The organism is Paenibacillus sp. CAU 1782 (assembly GCF_054551715.1).
On sequence record NZ_JBTOLL010000001.1, the window covers coordinates 1,507,445 to 1,526,291 of the forward strand.

Here is an 18,847-nt window from a genome sequence, read left to right on the forward strand (position 1 = left end):
GGCGGCGGGGAATGCGACTACAAGCGTAAGACCAATTTGGCGGTACGGGCGGCGGGGAGTGCGACTACAAGCGTAAGACCAATTTGGCAGTTTGGGCGGCGGGGAATGCGACAACGAGTGTAAGACCAATTTGGCGGTACGGGCGGCGGGGAGTGCGACTACAAGCGTAAGACCAATTTGGCAGTTCGGGCGGCGGGGAATGCGACAACGAGCGTAAGACCAATTTGGCAGTACGGGCGGCGGGGAATGCGACTACGAGCGTAAGACCAATTTGGCAGTTTGGGCGGCGGGGAATGCGACAACGAGTGTAGAGCGGCTTTGCCTACAGTAACTATAGTTACTCCAACGGATAGGTCATCTTGGGGTCAAGGTTCAGTCAGAATTACTCCGGTACGTAACAGATCCGATGAACAGTCTCTGCATGTTAGAGATTAGCAGCGATGCAAAAATCTAATGGTCAAAAGTGTCCATTAGATTTGATTTTGGAGCTTTTTTTATTTGTAACGGTCATACGCGTCCATTACAACCATAATAATTGCATATTCATCCCACTTTTGGGTTCTAACGGACGAATTTGTCCGTTAAAATTCGAAAAAGTCGAATTTTCGCTTCTAACGGACACTTTTGACCATTAGCGTTTGACGACTTCAGGCGGTTTGAAGGGAGACAGTAAAAAAAGAAGCTCCACCAGCCGAATTTATTGAGACCGGTTGAACTTCTTACTGTTACTTCATATCTGTTGTTCCTAGTGTTGCCTCTTGCTACTGTCTATCATTATTGTTCTCTATTCCTGCCTCTTGCTACTGTCTATCATTATTGTTCTCTATTCCTGCTTCTTGCTACTGTCTATCATTATTGTTCTCTATTCCTGCCTCTTGCTACTGTCTATCATTATTGTTCTCTATTCCTGCCTCTTGCTACTGTCTATCATTATTGTTCTCTTTCCTGCTTCTTGCTACTGTCCATCATTATTGTTCTCTATTCCTGCTTCTTGCTACTGTCTATCATTATTGTTCTCTATTCCTGCCTCTTGCTACTGTCTATCATTATTGTTCTCTATTCCTGCTTCTTGTTACTGTCCAGCATTATCATTAGTCATTTCCGCTCCACCGCTCCATATGCCGTTCTGCCTTTTTGTAACCCCTCCCTGCTCCTCATTGCGGTTCCTCAATCACCGCTCCTTATTGGTCAGGAAGATTTCCGCCTGTTCCACCACCTCTGCTTTAACCCGATCGATGCCGGCGGCTTTCAGCTTGGCTGCAAGAACTTCAAATGCCTTGTCCACATCGTCCACCGCTCCAAAATAAATCGGCTGCGCATATTGCGTAGACACGTTTTTGATATTGGCGATTTCGGTCTTGACGTTACTGGAATTAAACAAAAACCCTTGATACGTGGTCGGAATCAAATACCCGTCGATTTTTTCCCTCACGGTTTTGTACGCGTCGCTCCAGGTCGTCATGGGTCTGAAGAAGTCTTTATTGACGAACCAGAATCCCGCCGCATCCGGCGGATAGGCATTATTCTCCGGCGTCACGCCTTCCGGCAATCCAATCTCGCCGTCTTCCGTCAAGACGTAATGTTTGCCTTCTACGCCAAAATAGGTCAAATAAACATAGGAAGGCTCCTGCATAATGAGATCAAGCGCCGCCATTGCCCGCTCCGGATGTTTGGCATGCGCGCCGATGGCTACTCCATTGTTCAGCCAGCTGGCTTCCGCCGTAAGACCGGAAGGAAACAACATCGGAAATGGATAAACATCAACCCCCATTTCCTCACACAGCGCAAATGTGGACAACATATCGTTGGAATTGCCAAACGCCACCCCCGATTTGCCTTCGCAAAACGTATCCTTCGAACGTTCCTTATTGGCAAACGGATTGCGATTGATGTACCCTTTGTTGTACCAGTCTTTCATTACACCGGCGGCATACTTCTGGACGCCAAGCATCGGCTCCTCCACCATAGACCACAATTCCCCGGAGGGATCGGCAAGATCGCTTATAATGCCCTGCGCAAGCGGCTCACCGGAATCCAGAGGGGCCCCTGGCCAGGCAATTTTTTCGTTCAGTAAATATTGGTATGGCGTTGACAGGTCGAATTGCGAATCCAGATTAAGCGGAATCATGCCGGGATAGTTTTCCTTAACCTCGGCCAGATAAGGCTCGATTTCGGAAAATTTTCCGATCCCCTGCAAACCTGCTCCCTTCATAACATCCTTGCGGAACAAGGCGACATTGACCTTGCGGTCCGGCGAGGAAGTAGGAATCATGTATAACTGTCCGTTCACCATGGATGCATTCCATGCTTCTTGCGGCACTTTGGCCATATGTCTGGGCATATAGCGAGTCAACATTTCCTTGTTAAGCGGCAGAAAGGCTCCCCTCACGGCTTCAGCCACATAAAAATTCCAATCAGCGGCGAATATAAAGTCGATCTGCTCCCCCGATTCCAACACAAGCGGGTAACGGGAAGCCAGGTCGCCCCAGCCGATATAATTAATCTCTAACGTCGCGTTAATGTCCTCTTTCAGCTTGCTGTTCAGCTCTTTCAGCATCTCGGGCATTCCCTTTGGCGCTTCACCGATTAAATACCCTACAAGCTTGACCTCCTGTTCAAATCCCGGTATCGCTTCGCCGGAGGTTCCATGGGATGAACCCGGCTCCTGCACGCCGCTTTCTTTGGCGCAGCTGCTCAAAACAACTGTCGTTATCAAAATAATCAGACCGATCCATCTGGCTCGTCCCCTGCCCATCATGGCAACCCTCCTCTACGACAGCGCCCGTTCCACGCCGGTTAGTTGCTCCGGTACGCGCAGCATGACGCGAGTTCCTTCCCCCAGCTTGCTTTCGAACACCATTCCGTACATGGGTCCATATGACAGCTTCAGCCTCTCTTCGATGTTGCGCACCCCGTAACCGCCGCCATTGCTTTTTCCGCTGTATCCCGTGAAGATGGCCGCAAGGCTTGTTTCGTCCATGCCTACGCCGTCATCCTTCACCTCGATGACCATATCGCCCCTGTCTTCCCAAGCCGAGATGACAACGATACCTTTCTCGCTGTCCTTCTCCATAATTCCGTGAAGGATGGCGTTTTCAACGAGGGGCTGGAGCAGTATTTTGGGCAGTTCGCGGTCATGGAGCTCTCTGGGCACTTCCGTGATGAGCTGAATGCCATCGCCAAACCGCATATTCTGAATCCGTACATAGGCCTCGATGTGCTGCAGCTCATTCTTTAGTGTGACGTATTCCTTGCCATTGGACAAGCTCAGCTTGTAAAAAACGGCAAGTTCGTCCACCACCCGCTTAATATCGTTCGAGCCCGACTCGATCGCCATTACGTTGATCAAATCCAGCGTATTATAGAGGAAATGCGGATTAATTTGAGCCTGAAGCGCCTTAAGCTCCTTGTTTTTAAGCTCCCGGCCCAGCGTATACGTTTCATTCATGAGATTGGACATGTTTTGAACCATGACGTTAAAATTGTGCGTGAGCTCTCCGATTTCATCTTCGTTTGCCGACAATGGCGCAACCTGGAACTTGCCGTTTTTCACTTTGCGCACATGCAGGATCAAACCGCGAATTCGTTTTGTAGCGGAGCCCGCCACATAAAACGACAGAGGAAGCGTCAACGGCACTACGAGCAAAAAGATGGAAATAATGCGGTTGCGCGCTTTTGTGCTTGATTCCAGAATATCGGAATACGGCACGATCAGCGCCAGCAGCATCGGCGTATTGGGCACCGGTTGAACGCCAAGCAGATGGCGCTTGCCGTCCAGCGTATAGTTGTCGTCAAAAAAAACCGAGCCGCTTGAAGCGGTCGTTTGGAGGATCGCCACATCCTGGATTGACGGAACTGCCTCCTGCTCCGTATCCGCCTGGCCCAACAGCTGCCCCTGTTCGTTGTACAAGAAGGCGGAGGCGTTTGGCGTGACGATGGAGTGATCCAGCACGGAGTCCATTGCCGACGCATTCAATCTCGCGCGGATGATGCCGTCAAACTGTTTAATATTATGGGCATTGGGCACTTTGCGCAGGATGGTCAGTTCCTTGCCTGCTGCTTCTCCGTCAATGACCGATGAGGGCATCCAGGCGAATGCCGCGCTGGAGGCCTCAAAGCTTTTGTACCATGCCTCCGATTCATACCGGTCCATCCGAAGAAAGTCGTTGTTTTCTGTCGCTTCGGCCAGACCGTGCCTCATCAGCACCTGTATGGAATCAATTTCGTCATTATACCGAAATTGATTGATGAGCCGGGAAAGCTGCAACGCCTCCATATGCCAAACGTTTACGTCCTCGTATTGGCTGGATTCCGATGACACATGAGTTTGCACGAATGAATTAAACGCAATAAAGTTTAATACTTCCGTAATCGCCTGGGATTTATATTCCAGATACGACTTCGTTTCGCCCAGGATCTTTTGCGAGGAATAGATGGCAGCTTCCGCGCTTTCCTTCTGGGTCGTCGCAACATGGATATAGAGCAGCAATAAAAACGGGATGGTTACGATAAGCAATAGAGAAATAAAAAGCTTGTACCGGATGCTGAGATTCGAGAAACCAAACAGCTTCCTCTTCACTTGGACACACGCTCCCGGTATTCGCTAGGCGTGATGCCTTCGCAACGTTTAAAAAACGTCGTAAAATAATTGGCATCCGTAAAGCCCAGATTCATTGCGATTTCGAACAGCTTGACCTTGGAGTCCCGAAGCAGCTCCTTCGCCTTGTTCATTTTGGTCTCCGTAATAAATTCCTTGATGGTTTGGCCTTTTTGCTTTTTGAAGAAAGCGCATAGGTAGGTTTCGCTCAATTGAACATGATCGGCGATAGCTTTAATAGTAAAGCCTCTTTCGTGAAAATGGCCGTTGATGTAGTGGATAATATCGCGCATTTTCCCCGAACCCGGGAGATCGCTTCCGCCCGGACGTTCATTCAGCAGCTCCAGAAACGTCAGCACGTACCTCTCCGAGGCATCCAGACTGGATATGGAATCAATTTCCTTCCACATGTAACGCTTCTCCGTATCCTCCGATAGCTCCGCAAGGCCCAGTTGAACGGAAACCTCCATAATGACGAGCAGAAATTGAAAATACGTATCTTTAACCCGCAAAATATCCAGATCCATACGGGAACGCGCATATGCGGTCCACTGCCGCAATGTTTCCTTAGCTTCCTGTATTTCGCCCCGGCGAAGCTGATCCCGCAAACGGCGGACCTCTTCCCAATTGGTATGAAGCGGATCATGACCGCCCAGCGAATCCGAAAACATCGGCGTTTCGTTATTGCTGTAATATTGAAGCGAACTTGCCAATGAGGCAAGTCTGTAAGCCGCGGGAATGTCCAACAACGTCTTGACCGGCTCCCCGACGCCAATCTGCAGCTCGATATTTTGTCCGGTTATGTTATCCAGAATTCCAGCCACGGCCTCTATGGTATCGCGGCCCTCGCGATAGGAGCTTCGGTATGCTCCCGGCACGATCATGACGAGCCGATTATACGAATCAAAGCCGGCGATGGCACGCAGCGACAATAATTGTTTTTCTTGATTGATGCTGTCTAGAATCCAGCCGTGAACGGGAGCGGGATCTTCGGGATGATCGACGGGATTCCAATATAAATTGGCGGCGATCACCGTAAACGGTCCGTTAGCCGGCAGCAGAAACGTGTCCTGACTGCGAAGCGCAGGCTCCACATGGGGGGAATCCGGCAAGGTTATCAGCTTCCTTACCATTTCTTGCCGCAGAAACGGCAAGCTGCGGTCGATTTCCGCCTGCAGTTGAACATTCTCCGCCTTCTTCCGATTCTCCTCGCCGCACATCTGCACGGCAGACTCCACCGCCGCGCGAACCTCGCCCAATATGATAGGCTTCTCTAAATATGTTAACGCTTTCAAATTGATGGCCGATTTCAGGTATTCCTTATCGGAAAATCCGCTCAAAAAAATCAGCTTGCATTGCGGATCGACCTCCCGGTATTGCCTGGCAAAATCGATTCCGTTCAGCTTGGGCATACGAACGTCGCACACGATGATGTCGGGCCTCCACTCCACTGCCTTTTCCAGCGCAAGCATGCCGTTTCGCGCAGTCTCCACCGCGCCGATGCCAAGCTCTTCCCATGGAATGTAAGTCCGCAATAATTCCCTTGTACGACTTTCGTCTTCTACGATAAGCAATTTCATGAGGACACCTCCCGAAGCATGGGCAAATTACGATGACGCTTCTAAAATACGCCATAGAGTATCATTATAATTCAAATTAACCGGCGTGCCTACTTCGAGAATATGCGATTACCTTTGATTTTTGAAGGTGGTTTTTGGCAGCTGCCTTGCCCTTCTCAGGACGGAGAAGGGGATGTCCGAAAAGCCACTTCGGACAACCCCCATATGCTCCTGCCTATTAACGGCCATAAACCTCAAATACGCAATGCCCCGCCGGAATGCCCGCAGGCACGCCGTTGTATACGATTCTGACAAACCGGCCGATTGCATCAAAACGGTCGCTGCGCTCTTGCTCGGTCGACGTTTGTCCCGTTTGGTTCGCCACTACATTCCATGTCGATCCATCGCTGGACACCTGGATCACATAGAGGAAATTACCCTCTTGATGGAACTTCACTTTGGTTCCTGTAATGGAACGTACCTCCCCGAGATCGACCTGCCACCAATGCCCGGCGGCATCATCCGCCGCAAGCCACGTCGTATGTCCAATTCCGTCATTTCCTTTGGACGGCCCATGGTCGCCAGTTGCCGCGCTATCGCTTGAAGCCTCTTTGCCTATAGCAAGCTCGCTGCCCGCAAGCCGCTGCGTAGCTCCGGAAGCCGCATCCGGCTCCTTCTTCTTCAGCAGCTCTCGCGCCGCATCCACCTCGATTGACGATTCCGGCGCAAATGCTTCGCTGGTCATATAGGCGACCAGGCTGCGCCGAAGCTGGTCTGCAACGGGACGGGCTTCCAGATCGTTCTGGATATCGATGCCGCAGATCAAAAGCTTGCCTTTCCCCGCTTTGTACTCCACCAGATTGGCAAGCTTGCGGTTATGGTAAAAGTTCGGAATGACCTGAACGATAGGATTAAACGGAATACCGTCGTCTATGAACAGGGAAACGGATCGATCCAGCAGATCCTTCCATTGATGCTCTGCATAATCGCTTGTCGGGAAACCCGCAAGCGCAGGGTGTTCGGATCGAACGGCAATGCCGTTCGGATTTTCGGTCGCAAAATGAACTGGACTCCAGAATACGGGATAAAATTTTCCTGGCGCGGCATGCTCCAAATCTCCTTCAGAAGCAAGGAAGAGAACATTTTGTCCCGCTTCCAGTTTACGCTCCGTCTCTTCGTCCCAACGATTCGTCACAAACAGGTCAGACTCGGCTGCAAGCTGATTCTCTGTATCCGCATAGACCCAAATTCGCCATGAGTTGGCAGGTCCCTCAGCGCATGCCCACTCCAGCGTTACGTTCAAGCAATCACTATGGGGTATCCCCTGGATGACATCCGACGCAAATTGTCCAATTGGAATACCTGCGCCGATCTGCACGCTGTCTGTCGCCAGCTTGCCACTGTCCAGTATACGGCCCGATCCATCGGCAATGGTCCACGTCACCTCCGAAGCCGATAACTCGCCAGCTCCAAAATTCGCAACAACGACATCTGCCTCAAAACGATCAGCCGTTGTATAAATTCGCTTTGGCATCCGAAGCAGGAGCACGACCGGACCGCAGAACTGACGGAATTTTTCCGGTTCAATCAAACCCTTTGATTCCCAAAAAGCATTCAAAATGCCTACCGTTGCCGTGCTTTGACCAGGAAAATCGTGCAGATCCAGCAGTTGGAATCCTCCAAGCTCCGGCGTCCGCAAGGCGGCTTCAATTTCCTCTCGATACAGTTGCAAAGCCAGCATGCCGGATCCGCGAACAAACTTCCGGATATCACCTGACAGGCCGCGCCGTTCCAGATCGGCGCGAATGACTTCCAGATTGACCGGACGCAGCGCTCCGCTATATAGATCAATTTCCTCAACGTCCGGATAAACGGTATATTGGCCAACTTCATGCGTAACAACCGGTACGTCGCGTTTTGCAACGGCCTCGCGGAAATCGAGCAGGGTGCCTTCAGACATTAGGTCCGGAAAATATTGACCTCTCGCTCCTACGCCATCAACCGTCTGAGCGCAGAAAAGGTCATCTGCGGGATCCATGGAACGGTCCCAATTCGTCGTCAAGGTGAATAACTGTCTGTCATTGCCCTCTTTTAAATCGACAACCATCTTATGAAGCAAATCGAAATCTCCGTTAAGCTCGTTGCCGTTGCTGTAGATGCAGAAGGATGGATGATTCCCATACGTATCCATTATTCGGCGCGCTTCCTCCGGCAAATAGGTATAATGCTCCGGGTGCGTGCCCACCGGCAAATTCCATGTATCCATCCAAATCGGACTTTCCGCTTTAACATAGATCCCTAACTGGTCAGCAGCTTGGAACGCCGCTTCCGGCGGACACCAGGAGTGGAAGCGAATATGGTTCAAGCCATAATCTTTTGCTGTTTGGAACAAGGAGAGCCACTCTCCCAGCTCCATTGGAGGATGTCCCGTCAGAGGAAATATGCAGCACTCCAGTGTTCCCCGCAAAAAGGTTGGTTTTCCGTTCACCATAATCTGGCGTCCTTCCCTTCTAAAGCTGCGAAGGCCAAAGGTTTGAACCGCTTCGATTTCGTAGCGTTCATGCTCCGTATGGACTTTTGCTTCCATATTCAATTCATACACATTAGGCGAGAACTCATCCCACAAAAGCGCGTCCGGACCAAGCTCGTATTGCCATTGGAATAACTCGCTTGAGGAAGCGGGAATAACCAGCTCCTTCTGTGCGGGCAACGGACGATCCCCCTTCTTCCCATGCTTGATATGAGCCGTGATGACGATTTCTGCCCGAGCTTCGTATGCCGTTGCATTGTAACAGGAGCCTTTTATTGTAACGGTTCGCTCTACCGGATCGGGAAAAATCTGAAGTCCGCTAATCCATACGGGCTCAGAAGCCTGAAGCTCTATGCGCCCAACGATTCCATTCCAGATCGTTTGCGTTTCTTCCGTATAAGCGCTGGGATAAACGCCAAGATTCTGTACATCGCGGTTGTCGATACGAACCGTTAATCTGTTGTTCTCTCCAGCCTTGATCAGAGCAGTTACATCATAGCAGTGCGCAACTGACAAACTGTCCTGGCTTCCTGCAAATTGACCGTTTACCCATAGCGAAGATTGAAACATAACCCTTTCCAGATAAAGCTTCAGCTGTTTACCCTCCCATTCGGCAGGCACTTGTGTCTCGTATTGATACCAAGCTGCTCCTTTATAGGAATATCGCTGGCGAAGCGAACGGACCGATTCACGGTTCATCTCATCGCTCCAGTCTTCCGCATGCCCTACGCCATTAAGGGTAAGCGTTCCGGGGAGGTTGACTACATCTTGCAAATCCGATTTCAGCGTTTGATGCCACTGCTCGCTCTCACCTATATCCAGAGGGTCAAGCGCATACCGCCAGTCCCCCTCAAGCTTTATTATAGTCTCATGATTCTGCTGCGTGTGATGCATGCAATCATCTCCCGTTTTATATTACCATCCCGTCGCAAGCGTTATTATATTGAGTCTTTTACTCACTCTATTGTAGAATAGAGTGAACTCCGAAAGGAATGATGATATGGCTAAAAAACCTACTTATCCTGCTATTGATCTCAAAAACGACCAATATACACATCCTTCAGGAATTCTCATATCGGATTATTACAATCAGCCTTATGGCTACACATGTTACCGTCCGGAAGGAACTAAGGATTGGCTGATCATGTATACGTTATCGGGCAAAGGAAGCGTAAATAACGGATGCAAAGGTTATCTGACTTGCGCAGAAGGAACAATAACCCTCATATCTCCCGGCACGCTGCAAGACTTTTTTACGGAAGAGGGGCATAATTGGGAGCTGTTATGGGCGCACTTCATCCCCCGTTTGACCTGGATGGATTGGCTCCCCTCCAGCAATACGGAAGGACCGATCTTTCATTTATCTATTGAAGACGACAAAACGCGCAATGTCTTGGAAAAGGCTTTCCGGAGAGTATTGTCCTACAGGCTGGATGACAATGCTTTGCTGCAGGATGAATTGACACTAAACGCGCTTGAAGAAATCATATTATTAATCGCCAGCCGGAATCATCGTCTTAAGGAACTGGACCCGCGAATAAAAGAAGTGCTCGATATTCTTTCGCAACACTATACCGAGGATCACAACGTGCAGGATTTGGCCAATCGGGTTTGTTTGTCACCCTCCCGGCTCTCCCATTTGTTCAAGGAGCAGGTCGGGGATTCCATCATCGAAACGTTGATGAAATACAAGCTGAAACAAGCCGAAAAACTGCTGCAATACACGCTGCGGCCCATTACCGAGATTGCGCTGGGAGTGGGCTTTAACTCGCCGGACTATTTCTCGCGGCAGTTTGCCAGCTATTACGGCGTCAGCCCCTCCCAATACCGAAAGCGGCTCAGGGGCGGCATCCAGTAAGCAGGTATCAGGTATGGAGTTCATGATTTCACGATGGTGATATCCATCAAAAAAACGCTGCTGCAAAGGGAAATTGCAAACAGCGTTTTTTGGGTTAGCAGCGATTCCGAATCGCAGAATGTTTGAAGTCCTGGCTTGTACGTTATTGCTTGGCGCCTTTAACCTTGGGCGCAGGTTTAACCAACAAGAAATAGGCCAACATAGCTACTGCGCTGGATATGAGGATAATGACGCCAAGCGGAATTGCGGTATCTTCGCCCGCGATTCCAACAAGCGGAGCAACGATAGCTCCCAGCACGAACGGAACAACGCCCAGCAGCGCGGCAGCGCTGCCCGCATTGTCAGCTTGACTCTCCATCGCAAGCGGAAACGCCGCCGTCGTGGAAATGCCAATGGAGCAAACAAATAAGAACAGCGGCACGACCAGGGCAAATAACGGCCCCTCCATAACGGCAACGACAACGACGGCGATACTTGCCAGCAAGGCAAGCCACAGGCCCAACACAAGAAAAAACTGTTCGGACACGCGATGCGTCAACCGACCAACAAGCTGGGAACCAATGATCAAGCTAATGCCGTTTGACGCAAACAGCAGAGCAAATTGAGTTGGCGTGGCGCCATAAATATTTTGATAGATAAAAGGTGTTCCCGCTACATATGCAAAAACGCCTGCCATCATAATCCCTTGGGCCAGCATATAGCCGACAAACTGGCGGTCCCTCAGAAGCATGCCATAGCTTCGCAGCTGATGGGCAAAATTAGACGGACTGCGGCGCTCGGCAGGCAGTGTTTCCTGCAAGCTCCATTTTGTCATTAGGAATAGAAAAACGCCCAATAGCGCCAGCGAAATAAAGACGCCGATCCATGGTGAAAATGAAAGCACTCCGCTGCCCGCAACCGGCGCTACCAGCGGCCCCAAATTGCCCACTAGCAGGAGCAATGAAAAAAACTTCGTCAGCTCGCTGCCGCTATACAAATCGCGCGCGATCGCGCGGGAAATTACAATACCCGCCGAAGCGGCAAAACCTTGCACAAACCGAAAGAGTATCAACATTTCGATCGTAGGCGCAAATGCGCAGGCGAGCGACGATACCGTAAAAAAGGCCATGGAAAGTAGCAGCGGATTCCGTCTGCCATGCACATCGCTTAGCGAGCCCATGACGAGTTGGCCCAAGCCAAGTCCCAGCAAACAAGCGGTCAAACTAAACTGGACTAGCGAAGCCGTTGTATCGTATTGCTTCACGATTTCCGGAAACGCGGGCAAATACATATCGATTGTAAACGGTCCTAACGTTGAAAATAACCCTAATAGCAAAACTAGTCCAAACGCGTTATTCTTTCGTTTTGTCATTCTGTCAAATGCTCCTGTCGGCTCTATTCTGGATGTTGTGATCGAAAAAAAAAGAAAGAAAAGGCACCCGTGAAGGCGTGCCCCTCAATCAACTCGACTATTGATTATACCTTGTCCATCGTACTAATGTCGATTACAAATCGGTAGCGGACATCAGATACCAGGATCAAAAACAAAATGCCATGCCCCCCAAGGGAGATGGCTAAAAAGGTTGGCGTTCTTTTGGACCGAAATCTGTAGTTACGAAGAAGATGTAATGGCTTCGCCCTCTCTGATTGAAGCATCAATCGCTAACGACAATCGTACATCAACAAGAGCTTCGGATAAGGGATAAAATTCCTTGCCCGAACTTGCGTATTCGCCCATACGCAACATGGCTTCCGCCATTGCCAACTCTTCGTCAGATAACGACGCGGGATAAAAGGGATTTTGATAGAGCGAAGTTTGTCCAAGACGCAGCCCCCGCAAAGCTAACGGGCCAAGGCTGCCCTCCATGCCATCCTGAACCCGGCGGATTACATCGATTTCGCACTCCCCGCTGCCGATACTGCGTGTCACTTCATTATCTCTGATTTCCCCATGCGAACCCCGAATCAAAACTCGATTTTGCCGCAGTGGCGAAAAATATTGGGATCGTGTAAAGTCAAACACGGCACTTTTTCCGCTTTCAAAAGATAACAACGCTACTTCATGGCGTTCAGTTTCCAGCCCGTCACCGGCTGCCTTTCCGCGATAAGGAACCTCCACGACAGGGTATTCAAAACATTTCCCCGTAATGTGGCATCGCTCATTTGAAACCTGCAGCCATTTGCGGATCAACGAAATGCCATGATAGCCATGGGCCGCTGAAACCTGAACATGACGAACATCCCCCAGCGTTCCGGAAGTAATCAATGCGGTACGCGCAGCATGATGCGGCAGCAGCGGGTATTGCTCAGCCACCTGTATGCTCGGCTTTTTCGCCGCGACCTCCGCCATTTTTTGATAACCGGCTTCATCATAAGCAGGGGGAGTTTCCGCCAAAACAGGAATGCCGATATCGGCAAGCTGCTCCAGCACCGCAGGCATGCTTGCTTTAGAAACCGCCGCCACCAGGAAATCGCATTTCCGGGCCAGCTCTTGCGGTTTTGAGTACAAGGGCAGTTTCAGATTCGCTGCAAAATGCTGATATTTGTCAATATCGCGTACGGCAATACCAACGGGTTCAAACCATTGCGCAAGATGGCGGGAAATCCGTAAATAAGCTTCCGCCCGCCAACCCAACCCGATTAATCCAAACCGTAGAGGTTGTTTCATAAGCTCCCGCCTTCGGCGCGGAAATGTCCCTCAAGTCGAACCTCCAACCGCCAGCTTGCTTTCTCGCCGCCGGCCACCTGCTTCACTTTTCCCATAGCGTAAGCCTCCCCTAAATGATCCAGATATCCCGTCGCCGGCTCAAGGGCAAACGTGTAATGTCCAAAAGCGCCATAATGCGCCCATATCCCTAAATAAGGAACCTCTTCGGGTTCGAAAAGGAATTGAATTCCCGCGCCGGACGCCGGGTCGATAATTGCTGCGTACCCTTCCTGCAGAGGCTCGGTAAAATAGTATTTTTCTCCATGACCGCCAGCTTCAGACTCAAGTGTTGAAAGATCAACAACATCGCCCTTTTTCGTTGACGCAGATGGAAATTCAACGATGTCATGAGCCGCTCCAAGCCGTTCCCGATGGGAATACGTAAGCTGGACTTCCCCTTGTGACGGTGAAGTTTGCAGCTTCATCCCGGGTTCTACCTGAAGCAGCGGGTGGGCGGCCCAAAGGTACGAAAAGACAACCTCCGCTTTATTCTCCAGCTCATAATACAGCTGAAGCCGACTCCCTGCAAGCGTGACCGTTTTCCGCAACGTGTATGGAAACTGTACGCCTTCAACTTCCAGCACCAGCTTATCGCCTTCAATGGCATAACGCCAAGGCCGATTCCAAACTTCGCCATGATCGGGAAAGGAAATATGGTCCCAACTCTCATCCGGGCAAGATGATGGCAAAATTGTCGGGAACATTTCATCCCAACCGCCTTGATCGCCTTCATCCCACGCCATGCCGTTTCTCAAAGGCTCCCATGGACGATCCGTCCGATAAATCCATTCTCTATCCGACTTTTTGTCGACCAACGAAATGATTTTGCTTCCCCGGTCTGGCACAATCGTCACGGACAAAACATCGTTTTCTCCCTGGATACAAGTATACCCTTGATGAGAAAACGGTTTCCACTTCACATCGCTCATGACTATTCCCCCAAGTCATAGAAGAAATCCGGGGCAAGACGCCCCGGATCAATTCTTTATTTGCTTAATTGCAAATGTAAATATGCACCCATATGATTGCAATCCAAGGTCAGAGCTTCATTGAATTCCGCTTCAGCCGCTTTGTGATGGCCAAGCCCAAGCAGACCCAACCCCCTCATAAACCGGCAATGAATTTCGTTCTTCTTGTTCAGGTCTTCGTCGAACACCAGAAAGTCCGGGAGGGAAACCGCAAAATAATCTAGTTTCACATCATCGAATAAATGTTTCTCCGCATAATCCACCAATTTGTTAAAACGGCGTTTGGCTTCGTGGGAATCATTCAGCTTCAACCATGCCAGTCCTTGGTAGAAAATCATTTCCGGCGGCTGATCATTGTAATACATCGCGCTGGTTGGCTCCTCCAGCCCTTGGGAAGCAATCCGGAAGGCTTCCTCCGCCTTCGCCTGTTGATCCAGCCCCTCGTATGCGCAGCCAAGATAATAATAAATATTATTTTCCTGCGCTCCGGCAAGCTTTCCTTCCGCAAGATTTTGCGGATAGACAAGCGCTGTATGAAGCAATTCTAAGGCCTTCTCAAAGGCTCCCTCCCCAATATGCCGCTTCGCGAGCTCCACATGCGCCAGCACATATTGTCCCGTAACCTTGCCTTCGCCGCCTTCCCATGGATGAAAATGGCGTGCTGCAAGCAGATGAATGGCATCGTTGTGTTGGCCAAGACGGTTATGAAGCGTCACGTATTCCACGTACAAATCGTCACGGTCGCCAACCATTCCTTCCTGCTTTTCAAGATGATCAAGCCGCTCGCTCGCGGGCAATCCGATCTTTTTGTACAATTGGTCCAGTTCAAACAGAACCCTTGCATCGCTTGAATCGCATTGCAGCGCCTTTTCCAATGAAGCTCTGGCGCTTGCCGCATCGCCTTGTTTATTGTAGTAAGCCAAGGCCAGATTGCGGTGAACGACGGAGTAGCTATCATCGATCGAACGGGATTTCTCCCAATGCTGGATGGCTTCCTGATGACGCTTCTTGTCGTACAGCAGATTGCCCAGATAATAGTTGGCTTTGGCATCATTGCCGTTGACCGATATGACATATTCCAGAATCTGCAGCTCGAATAGTGAATTCGGGAAGCAATAATCCGGCAGCGACTTTTCGCCTGCAAGGAGATACCGTTGAGAAGATGCTTCGTTCCCCAGCTTTTCGTGCAGGTAACCCAGCGTGTAATTCACAAGCGGATCGTTAGATTCTGATAAAAGCCCCAATACGTTCGCTGCTTCCGCATACAGTCCAGCTTGACTATAGTCAGAGGCCAGTTCAAGGTAATTCCTCGACGCACCGCGCAATAGAACTTTAAGCTGGCCTTGCATCTCTTCGGAGTCGCTTTTTCTGCCCAATGCTTCCCGGATGAGAGCCAGCTCATAATGCGAACCATAATCGGCGGCATCCAGCTTAATGGTTTCTTCGGCAAATGCCTCTGCCTGGTCCAGCTTGCCCAGCTTGCGAAGCATGGCGATTTTAATATTACGGGATTTGTAGTTTCGCGAGTTTCGAATCAAAGACCGATCCGCCAACTCCAGGGCTTCGGCGTAATTTCCTTTTTCGGCGGCGATTTGCGCCAGGGAGAAATAACCGCCATCCTGCCATGCCGCGCTCCAGACCGCTTTGTAAAATGCAGTAAATGCCTCGTCGGAACGCCCTTGCAGCTTCAAGCTCAAACCCAATTGGTAATAAGCTTCGCCGTCATACGGATTCGGATTCCGCCAGGTTACGCGTTTAACGGCCCTGCGGAAATGCTTTTCGCTTTCGGCGAACAATCCTCTGCGCAACAGCAACGTACCGTAAGCAACATTTATCCGGCTGTCATTTTCATCGCGCTTGAGGCCTTCCAGGTAATACGCTTCCGGTTCAAAAGTCGCATGGCGATATTGCTCCAAGTGCAGTCCCGCCAAATACAACTCTTCGTTCGTTGCCAATTCCGAAGGTTCGGGCAGCGGTTTTGCGGCATCCGGCACTTGCTCGATATCCTTTGGCTGCGGCGCATAGGAAATCAACAGATTGCCCGAAGCGTCTTTAACCGTCAATTCAAGCTGATGCTCCGGCACGCCTGCAGGAATTTCCACCCGCGTCGCAAACGTTTCGGCCGGTGTCAACGTAACCTGCTGCGACAACAACTTGCCTTCCGGTCCCGAAAGTTCAATGACCGCATTTTCGTAGCGGGAGGTTGCATAGGCATACACTCTGGCAATGCCTTGCTCTTCCTCTACCTCAAGGTTGACCGCCGCTTCGGTCGACGCGTTTTTGACCACGCCGATATTTTTGTACGGCATGAAATATTGGGTAAAGGTTTTTTCTTCGTAGGGCTGAAGCCAAGTGAAATCCGGTTGATTGTCCGTAAACACGCCGGTCATCAGCTCGATGTACGGTCCGTCTTCATCCGTCAAATTCCGATCCCAAGCCTGGCCGAATTCGCCGTTCCCCCAGGTCCATTGCTTTTTGCCCGGAGAAATGTGATGGTTCGCTACGTGAAGAAGTCCAGCTTGCACGTTATGGTCGTAGCCCCCGACAAAATTGTAATCGGACTTGTAGGCCATGTAGGAAGTCGGCACGGGAATATTCCTGTAACGGGAAATATCAACGCCCGAGGAATAATCCATCTTGTAGTAAGTGCCGGTTGCGATCGGGAAACGCGAAACGTCCCGTTTGCCATGATCGAAAACCGCCGTTACATCGGGAGGAAACACCGACTGGGTATGGTCATTGACGGCAACGGCCGGATTCGCCCACCACAGGAACGTTTGCGGCTCCGAGGTACGGTTGTATAATTGCGCGGATATTTCCAAATAGGCTTTGTCCGGATGGAGCGTAAAACCTGCCGTTACTTTCGTTCCATACATCCGGTCAATTTCGCTAACCCATACCGTCGCGCTTCCATCGGCATGTTCCTCCAGCTTGTATTCGACCGGGCCGTAAGTGTTTGGCCTGTGATGCTGCGGCCAGTTAAATTCGATGCCTCCGGAAATCCAAGGACCGGCAAGCCCAACCAGCGCCGGCTTGATGACTTGATTGTAGTATACAAAATCGTAGTTATTTGTCCGGTCAACCGCGCGGTATATCCGGCCGCCTAATTCCGGCATAATTTCAATGTGCAAATATTGATTTTCCAATATAACCATCTGATAGGGCATGGGTTTCTTTTCATCTTCTATCTTTTCAATAACGGGATGAGGATAAACTTTACCGCTGCTTCCCTGGTACACCCGCTTTTCCAGAAACATCGGATTTTTATTAGGTTTGCCTATTCCATACGTCGGAATTTGCACGGTTTCTTCCCATACTTTTGTTTTTGCATTTGTTTCATTCACCATGATCAACTCCTGTGATAGATGATAGTAGCTTATACGACAACAATACATGAGCGTAGAGGCTGCTACAATTCACGAAGTTCGGAACATAATGGACTATTTTCTTATTTTCATTTATAATTTTGAAATTACTTTCAAAACCTGCTGAGGGGAGCGTTATCGCCTTTGAAAAAAGTAGATGGATTCGCAGCGGAAAAAATCATTGTCATTCCCGATTATTTGCTGGAGCAAATCGTCGCTCACCCGCTAAACCGGATGTTATATATTACGGATATCGGTTTCTTTCCGCGAGCGCGCTATCACCATAGAGAGCGGCCGAGCGGCTGCGACACCTGCATTCTGATCTATTGCGCGGAAGGCGAAGGACGAGTATCCATCAATGGCATACAGCATGCCGTGACAGAGGGGCAGCTCATTGTCATTCCAGCCGATACGCCCCATTCTTATTGGACAGAAACCGATACTCCATGGACGATATACTGGCTTCACTTCAAGGGCAAGCAAGCCAGGTATTACTCCGATTTGTTAAAGGGGGGCTCTGGCCCGCTGACACTCCATGTCCATGATTCCGAAAAATTCATTACGTTGTTCCACCAATGCTTCGACCTGCTTTCAAGCGCCGCCTATTCCGCTCCTCATCAAATTCTCGCTATGCAGACGGCAGCTTATGCGATTAGCTCGCTTGGCGTTATTCCGGCGCGGGAAGACGACGATCGGCAAAAGCAATATATCGAAACGGCTATCCATCTGATGAATATGAAGCTGGAAGAAACGCTGACGCTGGAGGAAATCGCGCAGTACACGCAAATTTCCAAGCAGCATTTAAACCATCTGTTTAAAACATCCGTAGGTTTTGCCCCGATCGATTATTACCTTCGCTTAAAAATGCGGCGTGCAAGCCAGCTTCTTGACTTGACCACGCTTACGATTAAAGAAATTTGCCATATGATAGGCTTCAAAGATCCCTACTATTTTTCACGGCTGTTCCGCAAAATTATCGGCCTGTCCCCCACCGCTTATCGCAACAAGCTGAAGGGTTAAGGAGGCACAAATGAAAATTCCCTGCTAGTGACGGGGATTTTCATTAATTTTTATGGTTATCCAGATGGCGGACATTTCAGCAGCAACTTACTTAATGAATAAGCTCGCTTATTTCTATATACTTGCCAGTAACCGGATTAAAGAAGAAGGATGTTTTACTATCGTCAATTCGAACATTTATTACATATCCTCTATCAATAAAGTAATTTATTTCTTGAGTTGACTTTATTGTTTTGGACTTGGAATTTAGGGATTCCACAGTTG

Annotated in this window: 10 protein-coding genes; 2 read left to right on the forward strand and 8 right to left on the reverse strand. The window is 49.9% G+C overall.

Annotated features, from left to right (window positions below):
- Window positions 1-1,171: 1,171 nt before the first annotated feature.
- The 4 genes from ACX93W_RS07365 to ACX93W_RS07380 all read right to left on the reverse strand — a co-directional run bounded on the left by ACX93W_RS07365 (window position 1,172) and on the right by ACX93W_RS07380 (window position 9,580).
- Window positions 1,172-2,758 (reverse strand): ABC transporter substrate-binding protein, encoded by a 1,587-nt coding sequence (locus ACX93W_RS07365; RefSeq protein ID WP_459391641.1) that lies wholly within the window; start codon window positions 2,756-2,758, stop codon window positions 1,172-1,174.
- Window positions 2,759-2,770: 12 nt separating this feature from the next.
- Window positions 2,771-4,579 (reverse strand): cache domain-containing sensor histidine kinase, encoded by a 1,809-nt coding sequence (locus ACX93W_RS07370; protein WP_459391642.1) that lies wholly within the window; start codon window positions 4,577-4,579, stop codon window positions 2,771-2,773.
- Window positions 4,576-6,177, reverse strand: a complete 1,602-nt coding sequence (locus ACX93W_RS07375; protein WP_459391643.1) for a response regulator — start codon at window positions 6,175-6,177, stop codon at window positions 4,576-4,578. The genes ACX93W_RS07370 and ACX93W_RS07375 overlap by 4 nt, the downstream gene beginning before the upstream one ends.
- Before the next feature lie 217 nt (window positions 6,178-6,394).
- On the reverse strand, window positions 6,395-9,580 hold the full coding sequence (locus ACX93W_RS07380) for a sugar-binding domain-containing protein (RefSeq protein ID WP_459391644.1): 3,186 nt from the start codon (window positions 9,578-9,580) through the stop codon (window positions 6,395-6,397).
- A gap of 106 nt (window positions 9,581-9,686) precedes the next feature.
- Here ACX93W_RS07380 and ACX93W_RS07385 point away from each other — a divergent pair, with 106 nt between their 5' ends.
- Window positions 9,687-10,544, forward strand: coding sequence for a helix-turn-helix domain-containing protein (locus ACX93W_RS07385; RefSeq protein ID WP_459391645.1), 858 nt, complete (start codon window positions 9,687-9,689; stop codon window positions 10,542-10,544).
- A gap of 142 nt (window positions 10,545-10,686) precedes the next feature.
- Here the strand turns inward: ACX93W_RS07385 and ACX93W_RS07390 are convergent, their stop codons facing one another.
- From ACX93W_RS07390 to ACX93W_RS07405, 4 genes are all read right to left on the reverse strand, one after another.
- The gene (locus tag ACX93W_RS07390) at window positions 10,687-11,895 is read right to left on the reverse strand and encodes a multidrug effflux MFS transporter (protein ID WP_459391646.1); all 1,209 of its coding nucleotides are present in this window, start codon (window positions 11,893-11,895) and stop codon (window positions 10,687-10,689) included.
- A gap of 240 nt (window positions 11,896-12,135) precedes the next feature.
- A complete protein-coding gene (locus ACX93W_RS07395; protein WP_459391647.1) occupies window positions 12,136-13,191 on the reverse strand; it encodes a Gfo/Idh/MocA family protein in 1,056 nt (351 codons plus the stop codon).
- Window positions 13,188-14,159, reverse strand: a complete 972-nt coding sequence (locus ACX93W_RS07400) for a DUF4432 family protein (protein ID WP_459391648.1) — start codon at window positions 14,157-14,159, stop codon at window positions 13,188-13,190. Before ACX93W_RS07400 ends, ACX93W_RS07395 begins: the two co-directional genes overlap by 4 nt.
- 56 nt (window positions 14,160-14,215) lie before the next feature.
- Window positions 14,216-17,545 (reverse strand): DUF5107 domain-containing protein, encoded by a 3,330-nt coding sequence (locus tag ACX93W_RS07405; RefSeq protein WP_459391649.1) that lies wholly within the window; start codon window positions 17,543-17,545, stop codon window positions 14,216-14,218.
- 162 nt (window positions 17,546-17,707) lie between these two features.
- On the opposite strand from ACX93W_RS07405, the gene ACX93W_RS07410 reads away from it, so the two are divergent.
- On the forward strand, window positions 17,708-18,583 hold the full coding sequence (locus tag ACX93W_RS07410; protein ID WP_459391650.1) for an AraC family transcriptional regulator: 876 nt from the start codon (window positions 17,708-17,710) through the stop codon (window positions 18,581-18,583).
- Window positions 18,584-18,847: the final 264 nt, after the last annotated feature.